This is a genomic window from Serratia sp. 2880STDY5682894 (assembly GCF_001537385.1).
GTDB classification, from domain to species: domain Bacteria; phylum Pseudomonadota; class Gammaproteobacteria; order Enterobacterales; family Enterobacteriaceae; genus Serratia; species Serratia nevei.
This window is the reverse complement of record NZ_FCJA01000002.1, coordinates 1-24,183: the sequence shown is the minus strand read 5'-3', so window position 1 is coordinate 24,183 and position 24,183 is coordinate 1. Positions and strand designations below refer to the sequence as shown.

The window sequence follows — 24,183 nt, the reverse complement described above, 5'->3', positions numbered from 1 at the left end:
CTCGGTGCGGAGCTGTAACGCTTTTATATACCGTTTAGTGATTTACAAGCATCAAACGCTATAAGGCAGGGAATGCGAGGCGTTTTCGGGGCGGGAAAACGGGCCGAAGCCGGGCGCGCCGGCTTCGGCAACGGCGTCAAAGTGACAGCAGGCGCGTCAGCGATGGCGCAAAGTAGTAGCTGCCGGTAACCGCACGGCTGAAACGCAGCATCGCGTCGCGTTTGCCGTCCAGATCGCCGAACATGCTCAGCAGCTGCTGCTCGATATTGTGCAGGCGTGCGCAATAGGCGATGAAGAACAGGCCATGCTTGCCGCTGGCGGTGCCATAAGGCAGGCTCTGGCGCAGAATTTTCAGGCCCTTGCCGTTCTCTTTCAGATCGACGCGGCTGACGTGCGAGGTATCCGGGCGCTGATCGGCCGGCAGCTCTTCGCTGTCTTGCTTGGTGCGACCGATGATCTGCTCCTGCTGCTCGGTGGTAAAACGCTGCCACTGGCGCAGGTTGTGCTCGTAACGTTGCACCAGCACGTAGCTGCCACCTGCGTCCTCTTCGCCTTCGGCAATCGTCGCCACTGCCGGGCGCTGCTCGCCCTGCGGGTTTTCGGTACCGTCGATGAAACCGCTCAGATCGCGCTCTTCCACCCAGCGGAAACCGTGGGTTTCTTCTTCAATCTTGATGGCGTTGCCGAACGCCGCCAGTGCCGCCTGCGCCAGCGTGAAGTTGACGTCGTGACGCAGCGACTGAATGTGGATCAGCATATCGCGCTGGGTGGCCGGTGCCAGCCCTTTGCCGAGCGGCGTGAACGGCTTCAGCTCTTTCGCGCCCTGGCCGTTGGAAAGATCGTGCCAAACGTCATAGCCGAAGGCGATCACCGCGCCGAGGCGCGCATCGGGAAACTGCTGCTGCAGCTCGCTCAGCGTCTGACAAAACTGTTTGCAGCCCTGGCGCAAGTCGGCGAATTCGCCCTGTACGGTGGCTTCCATAAAAATGGCGAAACGGCAGTGCTCCAGCAGAATGCCGCTCTGAACCTGTGTCATGTTGTTATCCTCAATACCAGAATCCGGCAACAGGTAAGGTATGGCGGTTGACGCGCGGGTTCCCTGTTACAAACGCGCGCTATCATACCGCAAGCACGGGCGATTGCCTTGCAGCAGCGCAAAGAAAATAGGGGTAATGGCTTGAAAAGGCAGGCACCGTGAACCGGCGCCCGTTGAACATATTACTGCTGCGGCTTGGCGTGCCAGATGATTTTGCTGACCGTCCAGCTTTTCAGGGTGTCGTCCGGCGGGATGATGTCCTGCGCCCCGGCCCACTTGCCGCTGAAGATATAGGTAACGTACTTGCTCTGCTCCGCCACGCACTCCACTTTGCCGGCGTCTTCGCCGCTGCCCGGTTTACAGGAGCCGAACGCCTTGCTGTACATATCGCCGAACGGCGTGCCGAGCTTGTTGCCCCACTCCGTCGCCACTTTCTGATCCATTACGTCTACCCGCTGCACGTGCCCTTTCGGCTCGCCGGTGATCACCAGCTTCACTTCGTCGCCGGACAGCGCCTGGTAATAAGAGACGATCTGACCGTTGCTGGTCGCCATGCCGCCGCGCAGGCGGTAGTTGCCGTCCAACCCGTCGTTGATGGCGCTTTCCGACATCGGCGTGCCGGCGTTGAGCTTGCCGACGCCCTTGGCGCCGACCTCCAAGCTGCTGCCGAACCAGTTGAACGGCGACAGGCTAGACCAGGAGAAATTGGACATGCTCGAACAGCCGGTCAGTAACAGCGGAAGCCCTAACAACAGGGGGCGAATATTCATCTCTAGCTCCTTAAACATCAATGGCACGGGGCGGTGACCCGCCCCTGCCGCACTCGGCGTTTTGCTGCGTGCCAGCCTCTCACAACGGCCCGCACTACGCCAACGGTTGCCAGCTTGGAGTGCGGAAAATGCGAAAAGTGCCGCACTTCTCGGCAATTAGTCGGCGTGCTCCACCGGCGCAAAACAGGCTTTCAGGCGCGCATTCAACAGCAGATAGCTCAGCGCCAGCGCATCGAGCAGCGCCAACGCCAGCTCCAGCCCCGGCGCATCGCCGTCCTGGCGCCACAGGCTGAACAGCGAGCCGCCGAGCGACGCCAGCACGGAGATAATCAGCCCCCAACGCCAGCCGCGCCACAGCCGCGGCCATTGGTGGCGGCGGCCGCTCAGCAAAAACGCCAGCGCCGCCGGCAGGCCGAGCAGCATGCCGTACCAAAAGCGTTGGGTATCCGGATAAAACAGCGCCAGCAAGCTTTCACCCTGCTCACGCGAAGCGCCGGCCATCACGAACAGCAGCCAGGTGCGCGCCTGCAAAATCAGCACGGCCCAAAATCCCAGCGGCAGCCGCAGCGCGCCATGCTGGTCGTAATCGTCCGGGGAAAACCGGGGTGAGAATGGCTTCAACGATCGTTCCTTGCCAACAGAATAAAGACTATGGCTACAGATGGGCGCCGGCGATGGGAATTTCAATGCGTCGGCTTAAGAAGCTCTTAAGATCGGCGTGTTTTAATCCTTATCACTGAACAAGCAACCCGATATCAGCGGGATGTGATTTTCGATAACGATAAGGAAGCGCAACATGAAAAAACTGACTCTGGCCGCTCTGATCGCGCTGTGCAGCGCACCGGTACTGGCGCAACAAGGCGGGTTCCTCGATCCGGCCGCGCCGCAGGCCCAAACGCAAACCACCGCACAAGGCGGTTTCTCCGGCCCCAGCGCGGCGCTGACCACCGTGGACAAGGTGAAATCGATGAGCGACGACACCTGGGTGATGCTGCAGGGCAACATCGAGCAGCGCATCGGCGACGAAACCTATACCTTCCGCGACGCCACCGGCACCCTGACGGTCGATATCGACCGCAAACGCTGGAACGGCCAAACCGTTACGCCGAAAGACAAGGTGCAGTTGGAAGGCAAAGTGGATAAAGACTGGAGCAGCGTCGAAGTGGACGTGAAAACCGTCAAAAAGCTGCCGTAATGCACTGTGGCGGGCGGTGCAACGCCGCCGCCCGCCGCTCGATCAATATTCCTGATCTTCGATCAGCCGCTTGCCCAGGCTGGTGATACCCTGGATCTCGTAGCCGAGCTTCTCGTACATCTCGACCACCGTGTCGTTGTCTTCGCGCACCATAATCTGGATCTTCGGGCAGCCGCGGGCGATCAACTTCTTCTCCAGACGATTGATCAACGCATTGGCGATGCCGCGCCCGCGATAGTCGGGATGCACCCCGAGGTAATACGCCGAGCCGCGGTGGCCGTCATAACCGCCCATCACCGAACCGACCACTTCGCCGCCGACTTCCGCCACCAGGAACAGCTCCGGATCGTGGTTCAGCTTGCGTTCGATGTCCATTTCCGGATCGTTCCAGGGCCGCAACAAATCGCAGCGCTCCCACAGGGTAATGACCTCTTCAAAGTCGTCTTGTCGAAATACGCGAATTTCCATCGATGTTGGCCGCTGTTAATTAAGGTGTTTATCTGATTATCGCGTGATTATTCACTTACGCAATATCAAACTGCGATTTACCGCGCTATTTGCCCAGAAATCGCCGGTAACAGGCGTAATAAATGGAAATAGTTATCGGGTCGATTAATGATTATCAATACGATATAACGTCGCAAAATAGAAACGTCGATGGAGCGTTGCGTAATGAAAAAGCAGGGTAAACAATTCCTCAATTTTAAGCCGCTTGCCGTTTCCCCGACGCGACGCCAACTTTTGCTTTCCGGCCTGGCGGTAGCGCTGTTCGGCGTGAAAAACCGCAGCGCCAGGGCGGAAGGCTTACTGCGCAATCAGCACAGCAAACCGGCGGCGAAACCGGCCGGCGGCAAAAAACTGGTGATGATCGATCCCGGCCACGGCGGCATCGACTCCGGCGCGGTCGGCCATGAAGGCTCACAGGAAAAACACATCGTGCTGGAAATCGCCAACCACGTGCGCCGTTTTCTGCATGAGCATGACCACGTCGAGGCGCGCCTGACGCGCGAAGAAGACGAATTCATTCCGCTGTTCCAGCGGGTGGAGATCGCCCACCAGCACCAGGCCGACCTGTTCATTTCGATTCACGCCGACGGCTTTACCAGCCCATCGGCCTCCGGCGCTTCGGTGTTCGCCCTCTCCAACCGCGGCGCCAGCAGCGCCATGGCGCGCTACCTGTCCAACCGCGAAAACGCCGCCGACGACGTGGCGGGCGGCAAGTACAAGGATCAGGACAACTACCTGCAACAGGTGCTGTTCGATCTGGTGCAAACCGACACCATCAACAACAGCCTGACGCTCGGCCGCCACGTGCTCGGCCAGATCCGCCCGGTACACCACCTGCACAGCGACAGCACCGAACAGGCGGCGTTCGCGGTGTTAAAATCCCCGTCCATTCCCTCGGTGCTGGTGGAAACCTCGTTCATCACCAACCCGAACGAAGAGCGGCTGCTGGGCACCACCGCGTTTCGCGAGAAAATAGCCCGCGCCATCGCGGACGGCATCGTCAACTTCTTCGACTACTTCGACGCCCACCAGCGCAAACCCCGCTGATGCCGCGGGCGGCGAATAAGAGTATACTCAGCGCCTTGTTCAGCCAGACGCTATAAAGACCCCGCATGAGTTTACCTAACATCGCTGAAGTAAAATCCTTCCTGCTGGCGCTGCAGGATCATATCTGCGCGCAGCTCGCCCAGGCCGACGGCGGCGCCGTGTTCACCGAAGACCAATGGACGCGTGAAGAAGGCGGCGGTGGCCGCAGCCGCGTGCTGACCAACGGCGCGGTGTTCGAACAGGCGGGGGTCAACTTCTCGCACGTCTCCGGCGCCACCCTGCCGGCCTCGGCCACCGCGCACCGTCCGGAACTGGCCGGGCGCAGCTTCCAGGCGATGGGCGTCTCGTTGGTTATCCATCCGCTCAGCCCTTATGTGCCCACCAGCCACGCCAACGTGCGTTTCTTCATCGCCGAAAAGCCGGGCGAAGCGCCGGTGTGGTGGTTCGGCGGCGGCTTTGATCTGACGCCGTTCTACGGCTTCGAAGAGGATGCCGTGCACTGGCACCGCACCGCGGCCGAACTGTGTGCGCCGTTCGGCGACGAGGTCTACCCGAAATACAAGCAATGGTGCGACGATTACTTCTTCATCAAGCATCGCAACGAAGCACGCGGCATCGGCGGCCTGTTCTACGACGATCTGAACACCCCGGACTTCGACCACTGCTTCGCCTTCACCCGCGCGGTGGGCCAGGGCTTCCTCGACGCCTATCTGCCGATCGTCGAAAAACGCAAGGCCTTGAGCTGGGGCGAGCGCGAGCGCCAGTTCCAGCTGTACCGTCGCGGCCGCTACGTGGAGTTCAACCTGGTGTGGGATCGCGGCACGCTGTTCGGGCTGCAAACCGGCGGGCGCACCGAGTCCATTCTGATGTCGATGCCGCCGCTGGTGCGTTGGGAATATAACTACCAGCCGGAAGGCGACAGCCCGGAAGCGGCGCTGGCGCGCGATTTCCTGCCGGTGCGCGACTGGCTGCAGGAGCCGAAATGATGCAGATTTGGGTCGATGCGGACGCCTGTCCGAACGTGATCAAAGAGGTGCTGTTCCGCGCCGCCGATCGTACCGCCATCACCGTGACGCTGGTGGCGAACCAGCCATTGCGCACACCGCCGTCGAAGTACATTCGTTCACTGCAGGTGGCGGCCGGCTTCGACGTGGCCGACAACGAGATCGTGCGCCGCTGCGAAGCGGGCGATCTGGTGATCACCGCCGATATCCCGCTGGCGGCGGAGGTGATAGAGAAAGGCGCGGTGGCGCTGAACCCGCGCGGCGAACGCTATACGCCGGACACCATCCGCGAGCGCCTCAACATGCGCGATTTTATGGATACCCTGCGCGCCAGCGGCATTCAGACCGGCGGCCCGAACGCCCTGAACCAGCGCGACCGCCAACAGTTCGCCAACGAGCTGGACAAATGGCTGCTGCAGGCGAAACGGGCGCAGTGACTGCGCCCTGCTCCGCTGCGGTTTAGAAGCGCACCTCCCCGCCGAAGATATAGGTACGTCCACGGGCAGTGTTGGTCGGCGTCTCATACTGCGACTGCGACGGCAGCGAGTTCATCTTGTTCAGCGCGTCCGAGTAGTCTTTGTCCATCAGGTTTTGCACGCTGAGCTTCAGCAGCAGATTGCGATTCACCTGATAGGTGCCGTACAGATCGATAATGGTCGGAATATGCGGCGCCGGCTCTTTCAGCAACTGCTCATTCTCATCGTAATCAGAGTCCGGCGACAGGCGCACCGATTTGCCGGTGTATTTCACTACCCCGCCCAGCGTCAGTTTCTCGTCCAGCAAGCGTACCCCGCTGTCCAGCGTGAAGTAGAATTCCGGCAGTTCGCTGACATCGCCCGCGCCGAACACGTTGCTAGCCTGGTTGGTCGGCTGGGAGGTATGCTCCTTGCTTAACGACAGCTTGGTGAAGGCGAAACCGGCGTCGTACAGCGCTTCGAGCTCCACCCCGCGCATTTTGACCGGTTCGGGGGCGTTACTGTACATGGTCATGCTTACGTTGACGTCCGCGTTATCCCACTCTTCCTGCGTCGCCTGCGAGCGGTTGCACTTCTGGCGGTTTTTACACACCAGGTAGGTTTGGCTGGATATGTAGTTTTTGATTCTGGTTTCGAAATAGACCGCTTTCAGCTGGAAACTGTCCTGCTTGAACAACAGATCGTGGGCATTGGCATTGAAACCGCCCTGCCAGGTCTCCGCTTTTTCGCCCTTCAGGAACGGGTTCATCGACTGGCCGCCGCTGTTGGCGAAGAACACCTCCTGGATATTCGGCCCGCGCATCGACTTGCTGTAGCTGACGAACGGTTGCAGCCACGGCGTTACCTGCGCCGACAGCATGACCGACGGGTTGAAGCCGTGTTCGTTGCGGTTGATATTGCCGGCGCCCTGCGGGAAGCACTCCACGCGCTCGTCACATGCCGGCTTATAGCCGGAGAGGCGATAGGCGGTGTAGTTCAGATCGAAATTCCCCTGCCAGATGCCGTAGTTGGCCTGCAACCCGCTATACAGGCTGGAAATATCTTGCTTGCCCGACATTCCCACCGGCATGCTTTCCGCCTGATTGTCATCCGTCACCAAGCCGGAGGCCTTTTTCTTATACTCGTTGCGCACCAGCTTGCCGCCGTAGCTGAAGGCGAAATCGACGTCCTGCAGGCTGAAACGGCTGGTGTTGTTGATATCCAGCGCATCAGAGATGTTTTTCGCCGTGCTGTCGCTAAAGCCCGCCATGTTGTTGGACATGAATTTCTGCTCACCCCGGCTGGTGCTGGCGGTCAGGTTGAAATCGATCAGTTCCGAGAACGGCGCGTAGTGATACTTAAGGTAAAAATCGTCGCTGTCGATGTGGCGGCGGGTGATTTTATTCTGGTAGCTGCGCGCCGACAGTTCGATGCTGTTAAAGGCATCCGGCTTGATGTCCACCTTAAACAGCTGGGATTTCGGGTTCTGGCGGTAGGTTTTATCAACGTTGAACACCTCGCTGTCGAAACCGGCGCCGTTTTTGTAGTTGGAGGTGATGGAACTGCCGCTGATCGCTGCCATCGCTCCCAGGCTGCCGCCGTCGGCAAAGGCGGCGGTTTTGGCACCCACGGCGATCATGCCGCTGCGGCCGATGCCGTTATTGCCCACCGAGAATTTGGTGCGCACGCCGAACGGGTTATCGGAAAACACCACGTCGTCCACGCCGATAGTGCGGAAGTTGGCGCTGCCCGCCAGGGCGTTCACCCCAGCGGAGCCGGTGGCATTGCCGCGCGCCACGTCGACGCCGACGATAAAGTTAGGATCGATCAGCGCCCCGAACTGGCTGGTGGGCAATCCCCCGTGCGCTGCGTCGCTCGGCGAGTTGCCGTAGTAGTTTTGCGTGATGCCGTCGACCATGGTGTTGACCCGGCCAAAGCCGCTCAGGCCGCGAATATTGACGCTGACCGATCCCTGGCCGGGATCGATCTGGGTATAGGTGCCCGGCATGCTGCGCAGAATGCTGTCCACCGACTCCAGATTCTTGTTTTCATCGCGCGAGCTGAACGCGCCCGGCCTCGCCAACGCGTCTTTTTCGCTGCTTTTGCCGCTGTCGGCGGCCGAGACGTTGAGCGGGCTGAACGCCACGCTGCCTTTATTATTTTCCGCCTGTTCCTGCGCGGCCGCAGCCGGCCCGTACAGCGCCAGTCCCGCGCCGATCAGGCTCGCTATCATTTTGATTTTCATATATCCCCAGAAATAGCCAATAAGGTTTGATGGCCGACAATGCCCAGCAAAAAGCCCGCCGAAAGCGCGGTAAAAGTTGTTATTGTTTTATTGCGCCGCAGCGTGCCGCGGCGCTGAAGGTTATTTCTGCGCCTGCCGATCCGCCGCCAGAATAAAGGCGTACTCCAGCGCGCCGTTTTCCAGCCGCGCCAGGCGGCCCGACTTGCCGCCGTGGCCGGCGGTCATGTCGGTGGAGAGCAGCAGCAGCGAATCGCCCTGCTTGAAGCGCCGCAGCTTCGCCACCCATTTGGCCGGCTCCCAATACTGCACCTGGGAGTCGTACAAGCCGCTGGTAACCAGCAGGTTCGGGTAACGCTGCTTGCGCACGTTGTCGTACGGGCTGTAGGACTTCATCAGCGCATAGGCGGCCGGCTGGTGCGGGTTGCCCCACTCCTCGTATTCCCCGGTGGTCAGCGGAATGCTGTCGTCCAGCATGGTGGTCACCACGTCGACGAACGGCACCTGCGCCACCACCGCGTTGTACAGCTGCGGCGCCTGATTGATCACCGCCCCCATCAGCAAGCCGCCGGCGCTGCCGCCCATGGCGTAGATGCGCCCCGGCTGGCCGTAGCCGTCTTTGATCAGCGCCTGGGTGGCATCGATGAAGTCGTTGAAGCTGTTCGGTTTATGCGTCAGCTTGCCCTGTTTGTACCAGCTCTGCCCCAGCTCGCCGCCGCCGCGCACGTGGATCAGCGCATAGACGAAGCCGCGATCCAGCAGGCTGATGCGGTTGGCGCTGAACGCCGGATCCATGCTCATGCCATAAGCGCCGTAGCCGTACACCAGCAGCGGGTTATGCCCGTTTTTGAACAGCGATGTGCGGTACACCAGCGAGACCGGCACCTTCACGCCGTCGCGCGCCGTGACCCAGATGCGCTCGCTGTGATACAGGCTCGGATCGACGCCTTTCACCTCCTGCTGCTTCAGCAGGGTGCGCTCGCCCTTGTTCAGATCCCACTCATAGGTGCGGGTCGGCGTGGTCATCGCCGAATAGCCGTAGCGCAACCGATCGCTGTCCGGCTCCGGGTTATAGCCCAGCCAGGCCATGTAGCTGGCGTCATCGAACGGGATGGCGCGCTCGGTTTTGCCGTCCCAGCTGATTTGCCGCAGCTGCACCAGCCCGTTGGCGCGCTCCTGCACCACCAGCCAGTCGCGGAACAGGCTGAAGTTCTCCACCTCGTGCTGCGCCTGCGGCGCGATCAGCGTCTGCCAGGGTTTGCCCGCCGCCGCCGTGCGGTACAGGCCAAAGTTCGGATCCTGATGGTTGGAACGCAGGTAGAACTCGCCGCGGTAGTGATCGAGGTAATACTCGCGGCCGTTCTGCCGGGCGGCGAACAGCTGCGGCTCGCGCTGCGGCTGGTTGGCGTCGATCAGGCGCACCTCGGAAGTGGTGTTACCGCTGATGGTCAGAATCAGGTAATCGCGCGAGGACGAGCGGCCGAGGCTGAGGTAGAACGCCGGATCGTTTTCCTGGTACACCAGCTTATCTTCCGCCGTCGGCGTACCGTACTGATGGCGATAAACCTGGTATGGCAACAGCGTTTGCGGGTGGTTGCGCACGTAGAACAGGGTTTGGTTGTCGTTGGCCCACACCATGTTGCCGGAGGTGTTTTCCAGCGTTTCCGGCGACCAGCGTTCGCTGCCTATCTCACGCAGGGAGATGCGGTATTGGCGGCGGCCCTGCAGATCTTCGGCCACCGCCAGCCGGCGGTTGTCCTGGCTGACGTCCATCGCCCCCAGGCGATAGTAGGCGTGGCCGGCCGCGCGCTGATTGGCGTCCAGCAAGGTTTGCCACGGCGCGTCGGCGGTGAGCGCCTGGCGCTGATACAGCGCGAAATCTTTACCGGCGGCGTAGCTTTCCTGATAGCGATAGCCGTTGAGCTGATACGGCACCGAACGATCGTCAGGGTTCATGCGGCCCAGCATCTCCTGATACAGCGTGGCGCGCAGCTTCTGGTACGGCGCCATCATCTGCTCGGTGTAGCGGTTCTCCGCCTTCAGGTAGTCCAGCACCTTCGGCTCTTTTCGGCTGTCGTCGCGCAGCCAGTAGTAATCGTCGATGCGCGTCTCGCCGTGCGCCGTCAGCGCTTTCGGCGCGCGTTCCGCTAACGGCGGCTGCGGTTGCGCCAGCGCGGCGCCGGCGATGCCTAAAGAAAGCCAGAGCGCGGCCGCGATGCGACGGCGCGGGGTGAATAACAGCGGATTCATAATCCCTCACGAAGTTTGAAGAGGCGCACGACGGCGATGCGGCGCCTGCGGGCATTAACGGCGGGCATTCAGCTCCGCCAGATTGAAATCGATCGGCATCGTCACCTTGACGGCTCCCTGCTGCAGCATCTCCGGCGGCGGCGGCGGCAACGGCTGGGCGCGTGACACCACCGCCACCGCTTCCCGATCCAGCGACGCGGTGCCGGAACGCACCTGCAGCATGACGTTCGAGACCCGCCCCTGCGCGTCGACGTTGAAGCTGACCTGCGGCATGCCGCTGCGCCGGCGGCTGCGGGCATCCAAAGGATAATCCTTGATGCGGTTCAGTTTGCCTTTCACCAGGCTCTCCCACGACAGTTTGGCCTGCGCGTTGCTGTTGGCGTCGCTGTTGATCGGTGCGGCGGTCTGATGGGAAAGCGTCTGCGCCTGCGGCGCGGCGGCGCTGGACGCGGCGGCATTGCGCGTCTCTTTGGCCTGTTCCTGCGGCTTCGGCTGCGATTTTTGCGGGGGGCGGTGTTCGGCGCGCTTCTTCTGCGCCGTCACGATTTTCGCATTCTCGGCGCGCGCCAGCTTGGGCAGATCCGGCTGTTGCTGCTGCTCCGCAGGCTGCGCCGCGGCGGATTCCGCCTGCTGCACGCCCAGCGGCAGCGGCTTGCTTTCCGGCGCTTCAATCTGCGCCGCCCAGCTCATCATCACCGCCGGCGGTGGCAGTACCACCGGCTCCAGCGCCGTCTGCGGCCAGTAAAACAGCAGCACCAACGCCGCGTGCGCCGCCAGGGCGAGCAGCAGGCCGCGCGCCCAGCGCGGCTGCGGCAGTTCAAAGGCCGGGAGGGAGTAAGACTGACTTAACATAGGGGCATTAGCTTGCTTAATTGCGAATGATTGCAGATCACATTTACTAATGATAATCATTTGCAAATATAATTAACACCCCTTTTCACTGTCTTAACGTATTCATTTCACTGATGGTGTGATCCACAGGTAGTCTGCGGTGTTCGCATCGACCTGTACGCCCAGCTCCGCCAACATCAGCACCGTCGGCGCCGCCGCCGGTTGCAAATCCCGCACGTGCAGCGGCACCCCCACCGATTTGGCGGCGTGATAGCCACCGGCGATCAGCAGCGCGGGCGTCGGCGCCGCCAGCAGACGTTCCGCCATGCGCCGGTCGCGCTGCTGCTGGATCGCCAACATCGCCTGCAGCTGGTCGGCCTCAATCTTGCCGCCGTGCGAAGTGCGGATGGTCTCTTCCAGCGCCTTGCGCACCGCCGGCTGCGCCGATAGCTGCCCCGCCGGGAACTGTGGCTGCTGATAGAACGCCGTAATCTCGCTGCGATCCAGATTGGCCGACCACAGCGGGTAAGGCGCGCGCATCGCCGCCATCGTCACCCCGCCATACAGCTCCCACTTCCAGCCCGGCTGCCAGGCGATCAGCTCCGCTACGCGGCCATCACGCACCGTGGGATCGCTCTGCAACCACTGCTTGACCTTGTCGACCTGCGCCTGTTGGTTCGGGTTGATCATCTCCATCAGCACGCTGCCCTGCGGCCGCCGCAGCGGCAGCTGCTGCACCAGCCATTGCTCAATCTGATGGTGGTAAGGATTATCATGCTTCTCCCCCAGGATCACCCGCGGCTGCTGCGCCAGCCGCGTCAACAGCTGCTCAGGCGTCAGGGTCGCGCCGCTGTGCAGATCGGTGATGCTCCCCAAACTCGCGACGTCGTTGGCCGGCGCCTTCACCGGCGCCTGGCTGCAGGCGCCGAGCGCCAACGCCGCCAATAAAATCAGGTATCTCATCATGTTGCCCCATTATCGAAAATGGCGACATTATAGATAATAATTATCATTTGCATATAGATCCGACTTAACGATTTTTTTACGCGCCGATCGCCGGCTGCGCATTGCGTTGAAAAAGCATTGCGGGTATAACCAATAGCCATTCAGATATTTAGACGTCTATACGGATAGATTATTATGCAACCATCGGCACCCGCCGCAGGACAGTTCAAACGCAGCATGAAGGCCCGGCACCTGGTGATGCTGTCGCTGGGCGGCGTGATCGGCACCGGGCTGTTTTTCAACACCGGCTACATCATCTCCACCACCGGGGCGCTCGGCACGCTGCTGGCCTACCTGATCGGCGCGTTGGTGGTGTATCTGGTGATGCTGTGCCTGGGCGAGCTGTCGGTGGCGATGCCGGAAACCGGCGCTTTTCACGTCTATGCTTCGCGCTATCTGGGGCCGGCCACCGGCTATGCCGTCGCCTGGCTGTATTGGCTCACCTGGACGGTGGCGCTCGGCTCCAGCCTGACCGCCGCCGGATTCTGCATGCAGTACTGGTTCCCGCAGTCGCCGGTGTGGCTGTGGTGCCTGATCTTCTGCGCGGCCATTTTCCTGCTCAACGTGGTGACCACCCGCTTTTTCGCCGAAAGCGAATTCTGGTTTTCGCTGATCAAAGTGGTGACCATTCTGGCGTTTATCATTCTGGGCGGCGCCGCCATGTTCGGCCTGCTGCCGATGAAAGACGGCACGCCGGCGCCGTTCCTGCATAACCTGACCGCTTCCGGCTGGCTGCCGCACGGCACGCTGCCGATCCTGATGACCATGGTGGCGGTGAACTTCGCCTTCTCCGGTACGGAGCTGATCGGCATCGCCGCCGGTGAAACCGAGAACCCGGAAAAAGTCGTGCCGCTGGCGATCCGCACTACGGTGATCCGCCTGATGCTGTTCTTTATCGGTACGGTCTTCGTGCTGGCAGCGTTGATCCCGATGGATCAGGCGGGGATCGTCAAAAGCCCGTTCGTGCTGGTGTTTGAACGCATCGGCGTGCCTTACGCCGCCGATATCTTCAACTTCGTGATCCTGACCGCCATCCTGTCGGCGGCCAACTCCGGCCTGTACGCCTCGGGGCGCATGCTGTGGTCGCTGGCCCACCAGCGCACCCTGCCGGCCTACTTTGCGCGCGTCAATGCGCGCGGCATTCCGATCAACGCCCTGACCTTCAGCATGCTCGGTGGCGTGCTGGCGCTGCTGACCAGCGTGATCGCGCCGGACACGGTGTTCGTCGCCCTGTCGGCGATCTCCGGTTTTGCGGTAGTAGCGGTGTGGCTGAGCATCTGCGCGGCCCACTTTGCTTTCCGCCGCGCCTACCTGCGCAGCGGCCAGCCGATAAGCGGCCTGAAATACCGCGCGCCCGGCTACCCGCTGACGCCGATCCTCGGCTTTGCGCTGTGCCTGCTGGCCTGCATCGGGCTGGCGTTCGATCCGGAGCAGCGCATTGCGCTCTACTGCGGGCTGCCGTTCGTCGCCTTGTGCTACCTCACCTATTTCCTGACCCGGCGCGCCGGGCAAAAAACCGCTTTGGGAGAACAACATGTCGGTTAATAACCCCGTCGCCCGCCTGCTGGCCGAACACCCCACGCTGATCCTGGACGGCGCGCTGGCCACCGAGCTGGAAGCGCGCGGCTGCGATCTGACCGATCCGCTGTGGTCGGCCAAGGTGCTGATTGAAAATCCCGAGCTTATCTATCAGGTGCATCTCGATTATTTCAACGCCGGCGCCCACTGCGCCATCACCGCCAGCTATCAGGCCACGCCGCAGGGCTTCTTGCGCCGCGGCCTGGATCAGGAGCAATCGCTGGGGCTGATCGCCAAAAGCGTGCAGCTGGCGCAACGCGCGCGCCGCGATTATCTGGCCGCGCACCCGCAGGCCGCGCCGCTGCTGATCGCCGGTTCGGTGGGCCCGTACGGCGCCTATCTGGCCGACGGCTCGGAATACCGCGGCGACTACCGGCTGGCGCAGGATGACATGATCGCCTTCCACCGCCCGCGCCTCGCCGCGCTGGCCGCCGCCGGCGTCGATCTGCTGGCCTGCGAAACGCTGCCGTCGTTCGCCGAACTGCAGGCGCTGCTGACGCTGCTGCAGGAATTCCCGACGCTCGGCGCCTGGTTCGCCTTCACCCTGCGCGACAGCCAACACCTCAGCGACGGCACGCCGCTGACGGAGGTCCTGTCCGCGCTGCGCGGCAACCCGCAGGTGCTGGCCATCGGCATCAACTGCATCGCGCTGGACAAGGTCGCCCCGGCGCTGCGCCAACTGGGCGCGCTGGCCGACAAACCGCTGCTGGTCTACCCCAACTCCGGCGAGCACTACGATGCGGTGAGCAAAACCTGGCACGCCTGCGGCGGCGAGCACGGCAGCCTGGCCGATCAGGCGACGGAGTGGCGCACGCTCGGCGCGCAATTGATCGGCGGCTGTTGCCGCACCACCCCGCAGGATATCCGCGCCATCGCCGCACGCTGCAAGGCATAAAAAAAAGGCCCCCGGCGCCAACGGCGCAGGGGGCCAGTCACTCAACCCGGACTTACAGCGGTTCGGTCTGGGCTTCTACCACCGCCAGCGCCACCATGTTGACGATGCGGCGCACCGAGGCGATCGGCGTCAGGATGTGCACCGGCTTGGCGACCCCCATCAGCACCGGCCCGACGGTCACCCCTTCCGAGCAGGAGACGCGCAGCAGGTTGTAGCTGATGCGCGCCGCTTCCATGTTCGGCATGATCAGCAGGTTGGCCGAGCCTTTCAGCGGGCTGTCCGGCATCAGATCGTGACGGATGCTTTCCACCAATGCGGCGTCACCGTGCATTTCGCCGTCGATCTCCAGCTCCGGCGCCAGCTCGTTCACCAGCTCCAGCGTTTTGCGCATCTTGCGCGCCGCCGGGCAGTCGGAAGAGCCGAAGCTGGAGTGAGACAGCAGCGCCACCTTCGGCTCGATGCCGAAGCGGCGCACGGTTTCCGCCGCCATCAGGGTGATCTCCGCCAGCTGCTCCGGCGTCGGATCGTCGTTGACGTAGGTGTCGGCGATAAAGGTGTTGCCGCTCGGCAGCAGCAGCGCGTTCATCGCGCCGGCGACGTGCGCGCCTTCACGGAAGCCGAACACGTTCTTCACCACGTCGTAATGCTCGTGATAGCTGCCGATGGTGCCGCAGATCATCGCATCCGCTTCGCCGCGGTGCAGCATGATGGCGGCGATCAGCGTCGGGTTACCGATCACCGCACGGCGCGCCTGTTCCTGCGAGACGCCGCGACGCTTCATAATCTGGTAGTACTCGCCCCAGTATTCGTTAAAGCGCGGATCTGACTCGTTGTTCACCACTTCGAAATCTTTGCCCGGCGTCAGCTGCAGGCCCAATTTTTTCAGGCGCATCTCGATCACGCTCGGGCGGCCGACCAGGATCGGGAAGGCCAGCCCCTGCGACACCAGCTCCTGCGTGGCGTGCAGCACGCGCTCTTCCTCGCCTTCCGCCAGCACCACCCGCTTAACCTCTTTGCGCGCCTGCGAGAAAATCGGCTTCATAAACAGGTTGGTTTTGTAGACGAACTCCGCCAGCTTCTCGACGTAGGCATCGAAGTCTTCGATCGGGCGCGTCGCCACGCCGGACTCCATCGCCGCCTTGGCTACCGCCGGCGCAATCTTGACGATCAGGCGCGGATCGAACGGTTTCGGAATGATGTATTCCGGCCCGAAGGAGAGATCCTGGTCGTCATAGGCGGAAGCCACCACGTCGCTCTGCTCCGCCAGCGCCAGATCGGCGATGGCATGCACGCAGGCCAGCTTCATCTCTTCGTTGATGGTGGTGGCGCCCACGTCCAGCGCGCCGCGGAAAATGAACGGGAAGCACAGGACGTTGTTCACCTGGTTCGGGTAATCGGAGCGGCCGGTGCAGATGATGGCGTCCGGGCGCACCGCTTTGGCCAGCGGCGGTAAAATTTCCGGTTCCGGGTTGGCCAGCGCCATGATCAGCGGATCGCGCGCCATGGTTTTCACCATATCCTGCGTCAGAACGCCCGGGCCGGAGCAGCCGAGGAAGATGTCGGCATTCGGGATGGCGTCGCCCAGCGTGCGCTGGCCGTTATCCTCGATGGCGTAGGCGGCTTTGGTCTGCTCCATATTGGCGTCGCGGCCTTTATAGATGACGCCCTTGGAGTCACAAACGGTGATGTTCTGTTGCCGCAGCCCCAGCGCCACCAGCAGGTTCAGGCAGGCGATGGAGGCCGCGCCGGCGCCGGACACCACCAGGCGTACGTCGGAGATATTCTTCTTCACCACGCGCAGGCCGTTGAGCACCGCCGCAGTGGTGATGATCGCCGTGCCGTGCTGGTCGTCGTGGAACACCGGGATCTTCATGCGCTCGCGCAGTTTCTGTTCGATGTAGAAACACTCCGGCGCCTTGATGTCTTCCAGGTTGATGCCGCCGAAGGTCGGTTCCAGCGCGGCGATAATGTCGATTAACTTGTCAGGGTTATGCTCATCCACTTCGATATCAAACACGTCGATACCGGAAAACTTCTTGAACAAAACGCCCTTGCCTTCCATCACCGGCTTACCGGCCAACGCGCCGATATTGCCCAGACCCAGTACCGCCGTGCCGTTGGAAATCACCGCCACCAGGTTGCCGCGCGCGGTGTATTTGTAGGCCGCCAGCGGATCTTCGGCGATCTCGAGGCAAGGCGCGGCGACGCCCGGCGAATAGGCCAGCGCCAGATCGCGCTGGGTCGCCAACGGTTTGGTGGGGGAAACCTGGATCTTCCCTGGGACAGGAAACTGATGGAAATCAAGGGCACTCTGTTTGAGCTGTTCGTCCATTATGGATTCCTTTGTTTTTTGCTTTTATGTTGAGGTAAGGCTTTGAGGCTGCGCCCTGCCGTGGGCCGTGGCGCCCAAGTACAATGACAGGGCGCAGCCTTGAAGTATAGTGAGAGAAACATCACAAACTTTGAAGCGGGCCATAACCTTGGCCGAAAGACCGTTTTAAAAGTAAAAAAAGAAGGTCTGCGGGACGCGCACAGAAACGCCGCCGTCAGCGTGGCGGCAGCGTGGTGCGCCAGGCGTTGAGCGTCTCCACCTGGCCGGCGCAAATGTGTAACGAGGTTTGTAACGCCAGGGTATAGCTTACCGCGTCGCCCCAGGTCTCCCCTTGCAGCTGCGGTTGCTCACAGGGCGCGAATACCGACTCAGGGGGCAACAGCGGCACGGCCTGCGGCGCCGGCGGCCGGGCGCAGGAGCTCAAGCACAGCGCCAGGCAGAGGCTGAGCGGCACAGGGATCGTTTTTAATCGCTTCACGGTATTTCCTCTGATAAGCCTCGTGTTGTTGGCGCAGCTGCCGTTCCTGCCGCTGCTGCGCCGCCATCAGCGCACGGTTTTGCGCATCCTGAGTCTGCAGGGTGGCGATTAGCCCGGCCTGCTGCGCCAGGCTTTTCTGCAGCTCTGCCGCCTGTTGCCGCGCAGACGCCAACTGGTGCGACAGCAGCGAGCTGTAGCCACCCAGGCAGATAGCCGCCAGCAACAGCAGCAGCAAGCCGCCCTGCATCAGTTTTTGCAGCCAACCGCTCATGCCGGATAGTCCCGGAAAGGCAGTTGGAAGTGCGGGCCATCCTTGAGGGTTTTCCACTCGCCGCCCCATTCAACGTTGATGCCGCATTCACGCGCCGCGCGCCGCACCGCCACCGCAATCTGCGCGTAGTAATCCCACTCCCAGGAGACCACGCCCGCCGGCATCGCCACCACGTCCACCGCGTGGCCGGTCAGATGGCGGCTGCGTAATGTCTGGCTGCTGCCGGCGCGCACCATTTCCCGCTGGCGCGCCATGCTGCGCAGCCCCTCACTGACGGAGAACGGCACCAGCGAATAACGCAGCGCCAAACGAATAACGCGCACCAGATCCGGGTGTACGCCGCGCAGGTTCTCTTCGCTGCGGGCGGTAAAACGAATATCTTCGATGTCATTTAACATTTTTAAACCCCGTTTTTTTGCCAATGAATTTCTTAATTAAGGCATTGATGTAATCCGCCCCCATAAAGCCAATCAGCACGCTGGCTAAATTCGCCCACTTTAATTCCAGGCCCATCAGCGCCAGCGCATCGCGCACCGTCCAGGCCAATAACGCGCACATCGCCGCATTCAATAAACGCCGCCGAATACCCACGTTGCGATAGGCGCCGTGCAATAACGCCATTACGCCGGCCAAAATGGCGTTTAATACCGGCTGAAGATATTCACATACTCGCTGGACTATTAAGCCAACAGCGTCAGGCTCTATGCTGGACATAGCTCATCTCCTTTTTTATTTTTAATTAAATGCCAATCACGGCCGGTGGGACATCGGATAATCAGAATCTAGTTAAGGATGCTATGACAAAGCAAATGAATAAATACAGACCCTATGGTCGAATTCATTCATGCTGAGCGCTGGCACAACGCATAACCGCCAATGTGTACGGCAGTGAATAAAAATTCATTGTTATCGTGATTTATTTCGACTTTTGTTTTCACCAAAAATAAACATTAATGGCTACGGGAAATAGTTCCCCATCATAAAAACATCCGCTCAGGAGAAATACCATGTCCACACGCAAAGCCGTTATTGGGTATTATTTTATTCCAACCAGCCAAATCAATAATTACACCGAGTCCGATACGTCCGTCGTGCCGTTCCCGGTTTCCAACATCACGCCGGCCAAAGCCAAACAGCTGACGCACATCAACTTCTCGTTCCTGGATATCAACAGCAATCTGGAATGCGCCTGGGATCCGGCCACCAACGACGCCAAGGCGCGTGATGTGGTCAATCGCCTGACCGCGCTCAAGGCGCACAACCCCAGCCTGCGCATCATGTTCTCCATCGGCGGCTGGTACTACTCCAACGATCTGGGCGTGTCGCACGCCAACTACGTCAACGCGGTGAAAACCCCGGCGTCGCGCACCAAGTTTGCCCAATCCTGCGTGCGCATCATGAAGGATTACGGTTTCGACGGCGTGGACATCGACTGGGAGTACCCGCAGGCCTCAGAAGTGGAGGGTTTCATCGCCGCGCTGCAAGAGATCCGCACCCTGCTGAATCAGCAAACCGTCGCCGACGGCCGCCAGGCGCTGCCGTACCAGTTGACCATCGCCGGCGCCGGCGGCGCCTTCTTCCTGTCGCGCTATTACAGCAAGCTGGCGCAGATCGTCGCGCCGCTCGATTACATCAACCTGATGACCTACGATCTGGCCGGCCCCTGGGAGAAGATCACCAACCACCAGGCGGCGCTGTTCGGCGACGCGGCCGGGCCGACCTTCTACAACGCGCTGCGCGAAGCCAATCTGGGCTGGAGCTGGGAAGAGCTGACCCGCGCCTTCCCCAGCCCGTTCAGCCTGACGGTCGACGCCGCGGTGCAGCAACACCTGATGATGGAAGGCGTGCCGAGCGCCAAGATCGTGATGGGCGTCCCCTTCTACGGCCGCGCCTTCAAAGGCGTCAGCGGCAGCAACGGCGGCCAGTACAGCAGCCACAGCACGCCGGGCGAAGATCCGTATCCGAGCACCGACTACTGGCTGGTGGGCTGCGAAGAGTGCGTGCGCGACAAAGATCCGCGCATCGCCTCCTATCGCCAGCTGGAGCAGATGCTGCAGGGCAACTACGGCTATCAGCGGTTGTGGAACGACAAGACCAAAACCCCTTACCTGTATCATGCGCAGAACGGGCTGTTCGTCACCTATGACGATGCCGAAAGCTTCAAATACAAAGCGAAGTACATCAAGCAGCAGCAGCTGGGCGGCGTGATGTTCTGGCATCTGGGGCAGGACAACCGCAACGGCGATCTGCTGGCCGCGCTGGATCGCTATTTCAACGCCGCGGACTACGACGACAGCCAGCTGGATATGGGCACCGGTCTGCGCTACACCGGCGTCGGCCCCGGCAACCTGCCGATCATGACGGCACCGGCCTACGTGCCGGGTACCATTTACGCGCAGGGCGCGCTGGTGTCCTATCAGGGTTACGTCTGGCAGACCAAGTGGGGCTATATCACCTCGGCGCCCGGCTCCGACAGCGCCTGGCTGAAGGTAGGCCGCGTGGCGTAAGCCATAAAAAAACCCCGTAGCCGAACGCTGCGGGGTTTTCATTGAGTTAACCGTTTGATTTTCGCGTCCCTTCGTCTCTATTCCTTCAGTTGTGGCACCAAGGATAGCCGCCATCCCGCACCACTTCCCGGCCCATCAGGCTGTAAACATCGCTTTTGCGTGTCAGCCGCTCATGCCACCAGCTAAACCCGGCGCCCTTGCTGGCCGGATGCCACGCCAGCCAAATCATTTCGTCGCCCTTTTGCATCTCCACCGGCACCGTCACCAGTTCGCCGCTGGCCAATTCCTTTTCGATCAGCGCAGGCGGCAGAAAAGCGTGGCCGATGCCGCGTTTGAGCAGCGCCAGGTTGCTTTCCACGTCGCACACCACCAGCTGGCGCTGCAGAGGCAGCGTGCCGTGATTGCGTTTTGGCAGCTCATGGCTGCTGTCGGCGATCACCACCACGATGTCGTTCAAGCGCTGCTTCTTGCACACCGGCTTTCTCTGCGCCGCGAACGGGTGCGAAGGCGACACACACAGCACGAAGTTGAGCTTGCCGAGCATCAGGGTTTTGGCCTGTACGCTGTCGGGAATTTGGCCGATGGCAATGATCAGGTCCGCCCGGTTGTTCTTCAGCGCATCCCAGGTGCCGTTCAGCGCTTCCCGCTGCACCGAGATATTGGCGTTCGGGCAATGCTGAATATAGTCGCGGATATCCTGCGTCAGGGTCTCCAGCGGGAAGAAGGTGTCCACCGCCAGGCGGATATTATTGTCCAGCTTGGGGATGTTTCTTACCCGACTTTCCAAATCCTGCACCGCATTTAATATCCAGCTGCCCTCCTGCAGGAGAAATTCCCCTTCATCCGTCAGGGTAATCATGGGGCCATTGCGATGAAAAAGTTTCACGCAGAGTTTGCTTTCAATATTGGAAACCCGATAAGAGATCGCCGAAGGCGTTTTATGCAGCGCCTCCGCCGCCATAGAGAAAGAGCCGGTGCTCTTGATGGTGCTGATTATTTTAATCGCGTCCAGGGATAATCTAGTCATACAAATTCCTCTTTAAAATAAAATAAGAAAAATGACACTAAATTCCCGAGGTGGTGGCGCACAAAAATCGATCAAGTCGAACAAGGGTACTCAAGGCAACAAGCAATATACTTCATAAATGAGAGCGCTATCTTAAATACTATTCATCACTACATGATATAAATTTCATCATAGCGCCGTGCTTTTACACTGTGACAGTTAAATAAATTCAGCCTAACGATCAAAGATCGTCATCATAATAATTTTCGTTAATAGCCGCTAAAACATTCCGCTCTGCTGCACAACCAGAATGATAAAAATAAAACAAGCCGACAAACAGGGTTATTTCTAATTGCGTTATTAGCCTCTCATTTTGTCGGTGAAATACGCTCAACTTACAACATAATTTCAGTCAGGAGTGACTTATGAACAAAACTTCCCGTACCCTGCTTTCTCTGGGCCTGCTGAGCGCGGCCATGTTCGGCGTTTCGCAACAGGCGAATGCCCACGGTTACGTCGAATCGCCGGCCAGCCGTGCCTATCAGTGCAAACTGCAGCTCAACACCCAGTGCGGCAGCGTGCAGTATGAACCGCAGAGCGTCGAAGGCCTGAAAGGCTTCCCGCAGGCCGGCCCGGCTGACGGCCATATCGCCAGCGCCGACAAGTCCACCTTCTTCGAACTGGATCAGCAAACGCCGACGCGCTGGAACAAGCTCAACCTGAAAACCGGCCCAAACTCCTTTACCTGGAAGCTGACCGCGCGTCACAGCACCACCAGCTGGCGCTATTTCATCACCAAACCGAACTGGGACGCTTCCCAGCCGCTGACCCGCGCCTCCTTTGACCTGACGCCGTTCTGCCAGTTCAACGACGGCGGCGCCATCCCAGCCGCACAGGTGACCCACCAGTGCAATATACCGGCAGACCGCAGCGGCTCGCACGTGATCCTTGCCGTGTGGGATATAGCCGACACCGCCAACGCCTTCTACCAGGCGATCGATGTCAACCTGAGCAAATAATCGGCCAAATGAGACGATCTTTGAGGGTTCAGCCTGGCGCTGAACCCTTCTTTTTTTGGCTCTTGCGCTACCGCCCCCTTCGCCTGCCACCGCCGCAAGCCGCGCCCCGCCTGGGTTTATTCGGCATTCATTGTTATTATCCATCGCAACAATCAGAAAAAGCGCATTTTCATTCCCGACCCGATGATGCAGTGTGTTCCCCCTATGATGAAAAAGGTTCTCATTTCCCTACGTTGAGCTTGGTCAAGGAGCTTATTAATGAATCAATTAGACGCACTCAAGCAGCTGACCACGGTGGTCGCCGACAGCGGCGATATCGAATCCATCCGCCAGTTCGAACCCCAGGACGCCACCACCAACCCTTCGCTGATCCTGAAAGCCGCCGCGCTGCCGCAGTACAAGGCGCTGATCGCCGAAGCGCTGGATTACGCCCGTCGTCAGGGCGGCAGCAAGGAAACCCAGCTGATCAACGCCAGCGATAAGCTGGCGGTCAATATCGGCGTCGAGATCCTCAAAAGCGTGCCGGGCCGCATCTCCACCGAAGTGGACGCCCGCCTGTCGTTCGATCGCGGCATGTGCGTCGCCAAAGCGCGCAAGCTGATCGCCATGTATCAGGAACAGGGCATCGACAAATCGCGCATCCTGATCAAACTGGCTTCCACCTGGGAAGGCATCAAAGCCGCCGAAGAGCTGGAAAAAGAAGGCATCAACACCAACCTGACGCTGCTGTTCTCCTTCGCCCAGGCCCGCGCCTGCGCCGAAGCCGGCGTGTATCTGATCTCGCCGTTCGTCGGCCGCATCTATGACTGGTACCAGGCCAAACAGCCTGCCGCCGACTACGATGCCGATCAGGATCCGGGCGTGAAGTCGGTGCGTACCATCTATGAATACTACAAGCGTCATCGTTACCAGACGGTGATCATGGGCGCCAGCTTCCGTAAGGTTGAGCAGATTTTGGCGCTGGCCGGCTGCGATCGCCTGACCATCGCACCAAACCTTTTGGAACAGCTGAAAAACAGCGACCAGCCGGTCGAGCGCAAGCTGACCCCGTCTACCGAGGGCTTCCATCAACCTGCCCCGCTGGCTGAAGCGGAGTTCCGCTGGCTGCACAACCAGGACGCCATGGCGGTGGAAAAACTCGCCGAAGGCATTCGCCTGTTCGCCGTCGACCAGCAGAAGCTGGAAGACATGTTGGTCGCTCAACTGTAACCGTACTGGAGTTTCGTTATGTCTTCTCGTAAAGAGCTTGCCAACGCCATCCGCGCACTCAGCATGGACGCCGTACAAAAAGCAAATTCCGGCCACCCGGGTGCCCCTATGGGCATGGCGGACATCGCCGAAGTCCTGTGGCGTGACTACCTCAACCACAACCCGACTAACCCGCACTGGGCTGACCGCGACCGTTTCGTGCTCTCCAACGGCCACGGCTCCATGTTGATTTACAGCCTCCTGCACCTCACCGGCTATGACCTGCCGATGCACGAGCTGGAAAACTTCCGTCAGCTGCACTCCAAAACCCCAGGGCACCCGGAGTACGGCTACACCCCAGGCGTTGAAACCACCACCGGCCCGCTGGGCCAGGGTATCGCCAACGCCGTCGGCTTCGCCATCGCCGAACGCACCCTGGCGGCGCAGTTCAACCGCCCGGGTCACGACATCGTTGACCACCACACCTACGCCTTCATGGGCGACGGCTGCATGATGGAAGGCATCTCGCACGAAGTCTGCTCTCTGGCCGGTACCCTCAAGCTCGGC

23 protein-coding genes and 1 pseudogene are annotated in these 24,183 nt (G+C 60.6%); 10 read left to right on the top strand and 14 right to left on the bottom strand.

Annotated elements, in window-relative coordinates; all coding sequences use genetic code 11:
- Positions 1-136: 136 nt before the first annotated feature.
- The 3 genes from AWX27_RS04885 to AWX27_RS04875 form a co-directional block, all read right to left on the bottom strand.
- Complete coding sequence (locus AWX27_RS04885; RefSeq protein ID WP_060419825.1) at positions 137-1,036, bottom strand: Dyp-type peroxidase; 900 nt, start codon at positions 1,034-1,036, stop codon at positions 137-139.
- A 182-nt stretch (positions 1,037-1,218) separates the two neighbouring features.
- Positions 1,219-1,806 (bottom strand): RpoE-regulated lipoprotein, encoded by a 588-nt coding sequence (locus tag AWX27_RS04880; protein WP_038881279.1) that lies wholly within the window; start codon positions 1,804-1,806, stop codon positions 1,219-1,221.
- Between the two features lie 156 nt (positions 1,807-1,962).
- Entirely contained in the window at positions 1,963-2,427 is a 465-nt protein-coding gene (locus tag AWX27_RS04875; RefSeq protein WP_060419823.1) for a DUF2919 domain-containing protein, read from the bottom strand.
- 175 nt (positions 2,428-2,602) lie between these two features.
- Between AWX27_RS04875 and AWX27_RS04870 the strand changes: the two genes are divergently transcribed.
- Positions 2,603-3,001, top strand: coding sequence for a YgiW/YdeI family stress tolerance OB fold protein (locus AWX27_RS04870; protein WP_049198414.1), 399 nt, complete (start codon positions 2,603-2,605; stop codon positions 2,999-3,001).
- Positions 3,002-3,043: 42 nt separating this feature from the next.
- Here the strand turns inward: AWX27_RS04870 and AWX27_RS04865 are convergent, their stop codons facing one another.
- Positions 3,044-3,469, bottom strand: coding sequence for a GNAT family acetyltransferase (locus tag AWX27_RS04865; protein WP_004936504.1), 426 nt, complete (start codon positions 3,467-3,469; stop codon positions 3,044-3,046).
- 204 nt (positions 3,470-3,673) lie between these two features.
- On the opposite strand from AWX27_RS04865, the gene amiA reads away from it, so the two are divergent.
- The 3 genes from amiA to AWX27_RS04850 all read left to right on the top strand — a co-directional run bounded on the left by amiA (position 3,674) and on the right by AWX27_RS04850 (position 5,996).
- Positions 3,674-4,555 carry an N-acetylmuramoyl-L-alanine amidase AmiA gene (amiA, locus tag AWX27_RS04860; protein WP_047730137.1) on the top strand — a complete coding sequence of 294 codons (882 nt, stop codon included), beginning with the start codon at positions 3,674-3,676 and terminating at the stop codon, positions 4,553-4,555.
- 65 nt (positions 4,556-4,620) lie between these two features.
- Positions 4,621-5,541 (top strand): oxygen-dependent coproporphyrinogen oxidase, encoded by a 921-nt coding sequence (gene hemF, locus AWX27_RS04855; RefSeq protein WP_060419818.1) that lies wholly within the window; start codon positions 4,621-4,623, stop codon positions 5,539-5,541.
- Entirely contained in the window at positions 5,541-5,996 is a 456-nt protein-coding gene (locus AWX27_RS04850; protein ID WP_004936514.1) for a YaiI/YqxD family protein, read from the top strand. The genes hemF and AWX27_RS04850 overlap by 1 nt, the downstream gene beginning before the upstream one ends.
- Positions 5,997-6,018: 22 nt before the next feature.
- Here the strand turns inward: AWX27_RS04850 and AWX27_RS04845 are convergent, their stop codons facing one another.
- The 4 genes from AWX27_RS04845 to AWX27_RS04830 all read right to left on the bottom strand — a co-directional run bounded on the left by AWX27_RS04845 (position 6,019) and on the right by AWX27_RS04830 (position 12,300).
- The gene (locus AWX27_RS04845) at positions 6,019-8,259 is read right to left on the bottom strand and encodes a TonB-dependent receptor domain-containing protein (RefSeq protein WP_060419815.1); all 2,241 of its coding nucleotides are present in this window, start codon (positions 8,257-8,259) and stop codon (positions 6,019-6,021) included.
- Positions 8,260-8,379: 120 nt separating this feature from the next.
- Positions 8,380-10,506, bottom strand: coding sequence for a S9 family peptidase (locus AWX27_RS04840; RefSeq protein WP_080432916.1), 2,127 nt, complete (start codon positions 10,504-10,506; stop codon positions 8,380-8,382).
- Between the two features lie 54 nt (positions 10,507-10,560).
- Entirely contained in the window at positions 10,561-11,358 is a 798-nt protein-coding gene (locus tag AWX27_RS04835) for an energy transducer TonB family protein (protein ID WP_060419812.1), read from the bottom strand.
- Between the two features lie 102 nt (positions 11,359-11,460).
- Positions 11,461-12,300 carry a ChaN family lipoprotein gene (locus tag AWX27_RS04830; RefSeq protein ID WP_060419810.1) on the bottom strand — a complete coding sequence of 280 codons (840 nt, stop codon included), beginning with the start codon at positions 12,298-12,300 and terminating at the stop codon, positions 11,461-11,463.
- Positions 12,301-12,477: 177 nt separating this feature from the next.
- On the opposite strand from AWX27_RS04830, the gene mmuP reads away from it, so the two are divergent.
- Together mmuP and mmuM are read left to right on the top strand one after the other, a co-directional pair.
- Positions 12,478-13,887, top strand: a complete 1,410-nt coding sequence (gene mmuP, locus AWX27_RS04825) for an S-methylmethionine permease (protein WP_047730133.1) — start codon at positions 12,478-12,480, stop codon at positions 13,885-13,887.
- Positions 13,877-14,815, top strand: coding sequence for a homocysteine S-methyltransferase (gene mmuM / locus AWX27_RS04820; RefSeq protein WP_060419807.1), 939 nt, complete (start codon positions 13,877-13,879; stop codon positions 14,813-14,815). Before mmuP ends, mmuM begins: the two co-directional genes overlap by 11 nt.
- A 52-nt stretch (positions 14,816-14,867) precedes the next feature.
- On the opposite strand, the gene maeB is transcribed toward mmuM, so the two are convergent.
- The 5 genes from maeB to AWX27_RS04800 all read right to left on the bottom strand — a co-directional run bounded on the left by maeB (position 14,868) and on the right by AWX27_RS04800 (position 18,610).
- Positions 14,868-17,147, bottom strand: a complete 2,280-nt coding sequence (gene maeB / locus AWX27_RS04815; protein WP_038881248.1) for an NADP-dependent oxaloacetate-decarboxylating malate dehydrogenase — start codon at positions 17,145-17,147, stop codon at positions 14,868-14,870.
- A gap of 214 nt (positions 17,148-17,361) precedes the next feature.
- Positions 17,362-17,535 carry an Rz1-like lysis system protein LysC gene (locus AWX27_RS25270; RefSeq protein ID WP_038881246.1) on the bottom strand — a complete coding sequence of 58 codons (174 nt, stop codon included), beginning with the start codon at positions 17,533-17,535 and terminating at the stop codon, positions 17,362-17,364.
- Positions 17,516-17,896 carry a DUF2570 family protein gene (locus tag AWX27_RS04810; RefSeq protein WP_033635477.1) on the bottom strand — a complete coding sequence of 127 codons (381 nt, stop codon included), beginning with the start codon at positions 17,894-17,896 and terminating at the stop codon, positions 17,516-17,518. Before AWX27_RS04810 ends, AWX27_RS25270 begins: the two co-directional genes overlap by 20 nt.
- The gene (locus AWX27_RS04805) at positions 17,893-18,294 is read right to left on the bottom strand and encodes an L-Ala D-Glu endopeptidase ChiX (RefSeq protein ID WP_019453868.1); all 402 of its coding nucleotides are present in this window, start codon (positions 18,292-18,294) and stop codon (positions 17,893-17,895) included. The genes AWX27_RS04810 and AWX27_RS04805 overlap by 4 nt, the downstream gene beginning before the upstream one ends.
- A complete protein-coding gene (locus tag AWX27_RS04800) occupies positions 18,284-18,610 on the bottom strand; it encodes a phage holin, lambda family (RefSeq protein WP_004936551.1) in 327 nt (108 codons plus the stop codon). Before AWX27_RS04800 ends, AWX27_RS04805 begins: the two co-directional genes overlap by 11 nt.
- Before the next feature lie 293 nt (positions 18,611-18,903).
- Between AWX27_RS04800 and AWX27_RS04795 the strand changes: the two genes are divergently transcribed.
- Positions 18,904-20,403, top strand: coding sequence for a chitinase ChiB (locus AWX27_RS04795; protein ID WP_060419803.1), 1,500 nt, complete (start codon positions 18,904-18,906; stop codon positions 20,401-20,403).
- 85 nt (positions 20,404-20,488) lie between these two features.
- Here AWX27_RS04795 and AWX27_RS04790 read toward each other — a convergent pair whose 3' ends face one another.
- Entirely contained in the window at positions 20,489-21,430 is a 942-nt protein-coding gene (locus AWX27_RS04790; RefSeq protein WP_038881234.1) for a LysR family transcriptional regulator, read from the bottom strand.
- Positions 21,431-21,834: 404 nt separating this feature from the next.
- Here AWX27_RS04790 and AWX27_RS04785 point away from each other — a divergent pair, with 404 nt between their 5' ends.
- The 3 genes and pseudogenes from AWX27_RS04785 to AWX27_RS04775 all read left to right on the top strand — a co-directional run.
- Entirely contained in the window at positions 21,835-22,428 is a 594-nt protein-coding gene (locus AWX27_RS04785; RefSeq protein WP_004936574.1) for a chitin-binding protein/chitosanase CBP21, read from the top strand.
- A 258-nt stretch (positions 22,429-22,686) separates the two neighbouring features.
- Positions 22,687-23,637, top strand: a complete 951-nt coding sequence (tal, locus tag AWX27_RS04780) for a transaldolase (protein WP_060419797.1) — start codon at positions 22,687-22,689, stop codon at positions 23,635-23,637.
- Between the two features lie 18 nt (positions 23,638-23,655).
- Positions 23,656-24,183: pseudogene (locus AWX27_RS04775) on the top strand (transketolase); the annotation flags it as partial.

Excerpts from the sequence above, each read along its gene's own strand:
- AWX27_RS04885 (WP_060419825.1), bottom strand. The coding sequence starts at position 1,036 with ATGACACAGGTTCAGAGCGGCATTCTGCTGGAGCACTGCCGTTTCGCC.
- AWX27_RS04880 (WP_038881279.1), bottom strand. The coding sequence starts at position 1,806 with ATGAATATTCGCCCCCTGTTGTTAGGGCTTCCGCTGTTACTGACCGGC.
- AWX27_RS04870 (WP_049198414.1), top strand. The coding sequence starts at position 2,603 with ATGAAAAAACTGACTCTGGCCGCTCTGATCGCGCTGTGCAGCGCACCG.
- AWX27_RS04865 (WP_004936504.1), bottom strand. The coding sequence starts at position 3,469 with ATGGAAATTCGCGTATTTCGACAAGACGACTTTGAAGAGGTCATTACC.
- amiA (WP_047730137.1), top strand. The coding sequence starts at position 3,674 with ATGAAAAAGCAGGGTAAACAATTCCTCAATTTTAAGCCGCTTGCCGTT.
- hemF (WP_060419818.1), top strand. The coding sequence starts at position 4,621 with ATGAGTTTACCTAACATCGCTGAAGTAAAATCCTTCCTGCTGGCGCTG.
- AWX27_RS04850 (WP_004936514.1), top strand. The coding sequence starts at position 5,541 with ATGCAGATTTGGGTCGATGCGGACGCCTGTCCGAACGTGATCAAAGAG.
- AWX27_RS04845 (WP_060419815.1), bottom strand. The coding sequence starts at position 8,259 with ATGAAAATCAAAATGATAGCGAGCCTGATCGGCGCGGGACTGGCGCTG.
- AWX27_RS04840 (WP_080432916.1), bottom strand. The coding sequence starts at position 10,506 with ATGAATCCGCTGTTATTCACCCCGCGCCGTCGCATCGCGGCCGCGCTC.
- AWX27_RS04835 (WP_060419812.1), bottom strand. The coding sequence starts at position 11,358 with ATGTTAAGTCAGTCTTACTCCCTCCCGGCCTTTGAACTGCCGCAGCCG.
- AWX27_RS04830 (WP_060419810.1), bottom strand. The coding sequence starts at position 12,300 with ATGAGATACCTGATTTTATTGGCGGCGTTGGCGCTCGGCGCCTGCAGC.
- mmuP (WP_047730133.1), top strand. The coding sequence starts at position 12,478 with ATGCAACCATCGGCACCCGCCGCAGGACAGTTCAAACGCAGCATGAAG.
- mmuM (WP_060419807.1), top strand. The coding sequence starts at position 13,877 with ATGTCGGTTAATAACCCCGTCGCCCGCCTGCTGGCCGAACACCCCACG.
- maeB (WP_038881248.1), bottom strand. The coding sequence starts at position 17,147 with ATGGACGAACAGCTCAAACAGAGTGCCCTTGATTTCCATCAGTTTCCT.
- AWX27_RS04810 (WP_033635477.1), bottom strand. The coding sequence starts at position 17,896 with ATGAGCGGTTGGCTGCAAAAACTGATGCAGGGCGGCTTGCTGCTGCTG.
- AWX27_RS04805 (WP_019453868.1), bottom strand. The coding sequence starts at position 18,294 with ATGTTAAATGACATCGAAGATATTCGTTTTACCGCCCGCAGCGAAGAG.
- AWX27_RS04800 (WP_004936551.1), bottom strand. The coding sequence starts at position 18,610 with ATGTCCAGCATAGAGCCTGACGCTGTTGGCTTAATAGTCCAGCGAGTA.
- AWX27_RS04795 (WP_060419803.1), top strand. The coding sequence starts at position 18,904 with ATGTCCACACGCAAAGCCGTTATTGGGTATTATTTTATTCCAACCAGC.
- AWX27_RS04790 (WP_038881234.1), bottom strand. The coding sequence starts at position 21,430 with ATGACTAGATTATCCCTGGACGCGATTAAAATAATCAGCACCATCAAG.
- AWX27_RS04785 (WP_004936574.1), top strand. The coding sequence starts at position 21,835 with ATGAACAAAACTTCCCGTACCCTGCTTTCTCTGGGCCTGCTGAGCGCG.
- tal (WP_060419797.1), top strand. The coding sequence starts at position 22,687 with ATGAATCAATTAGACGCACTCAAGCAGCTGACCACGGTGGTCGCCGAC.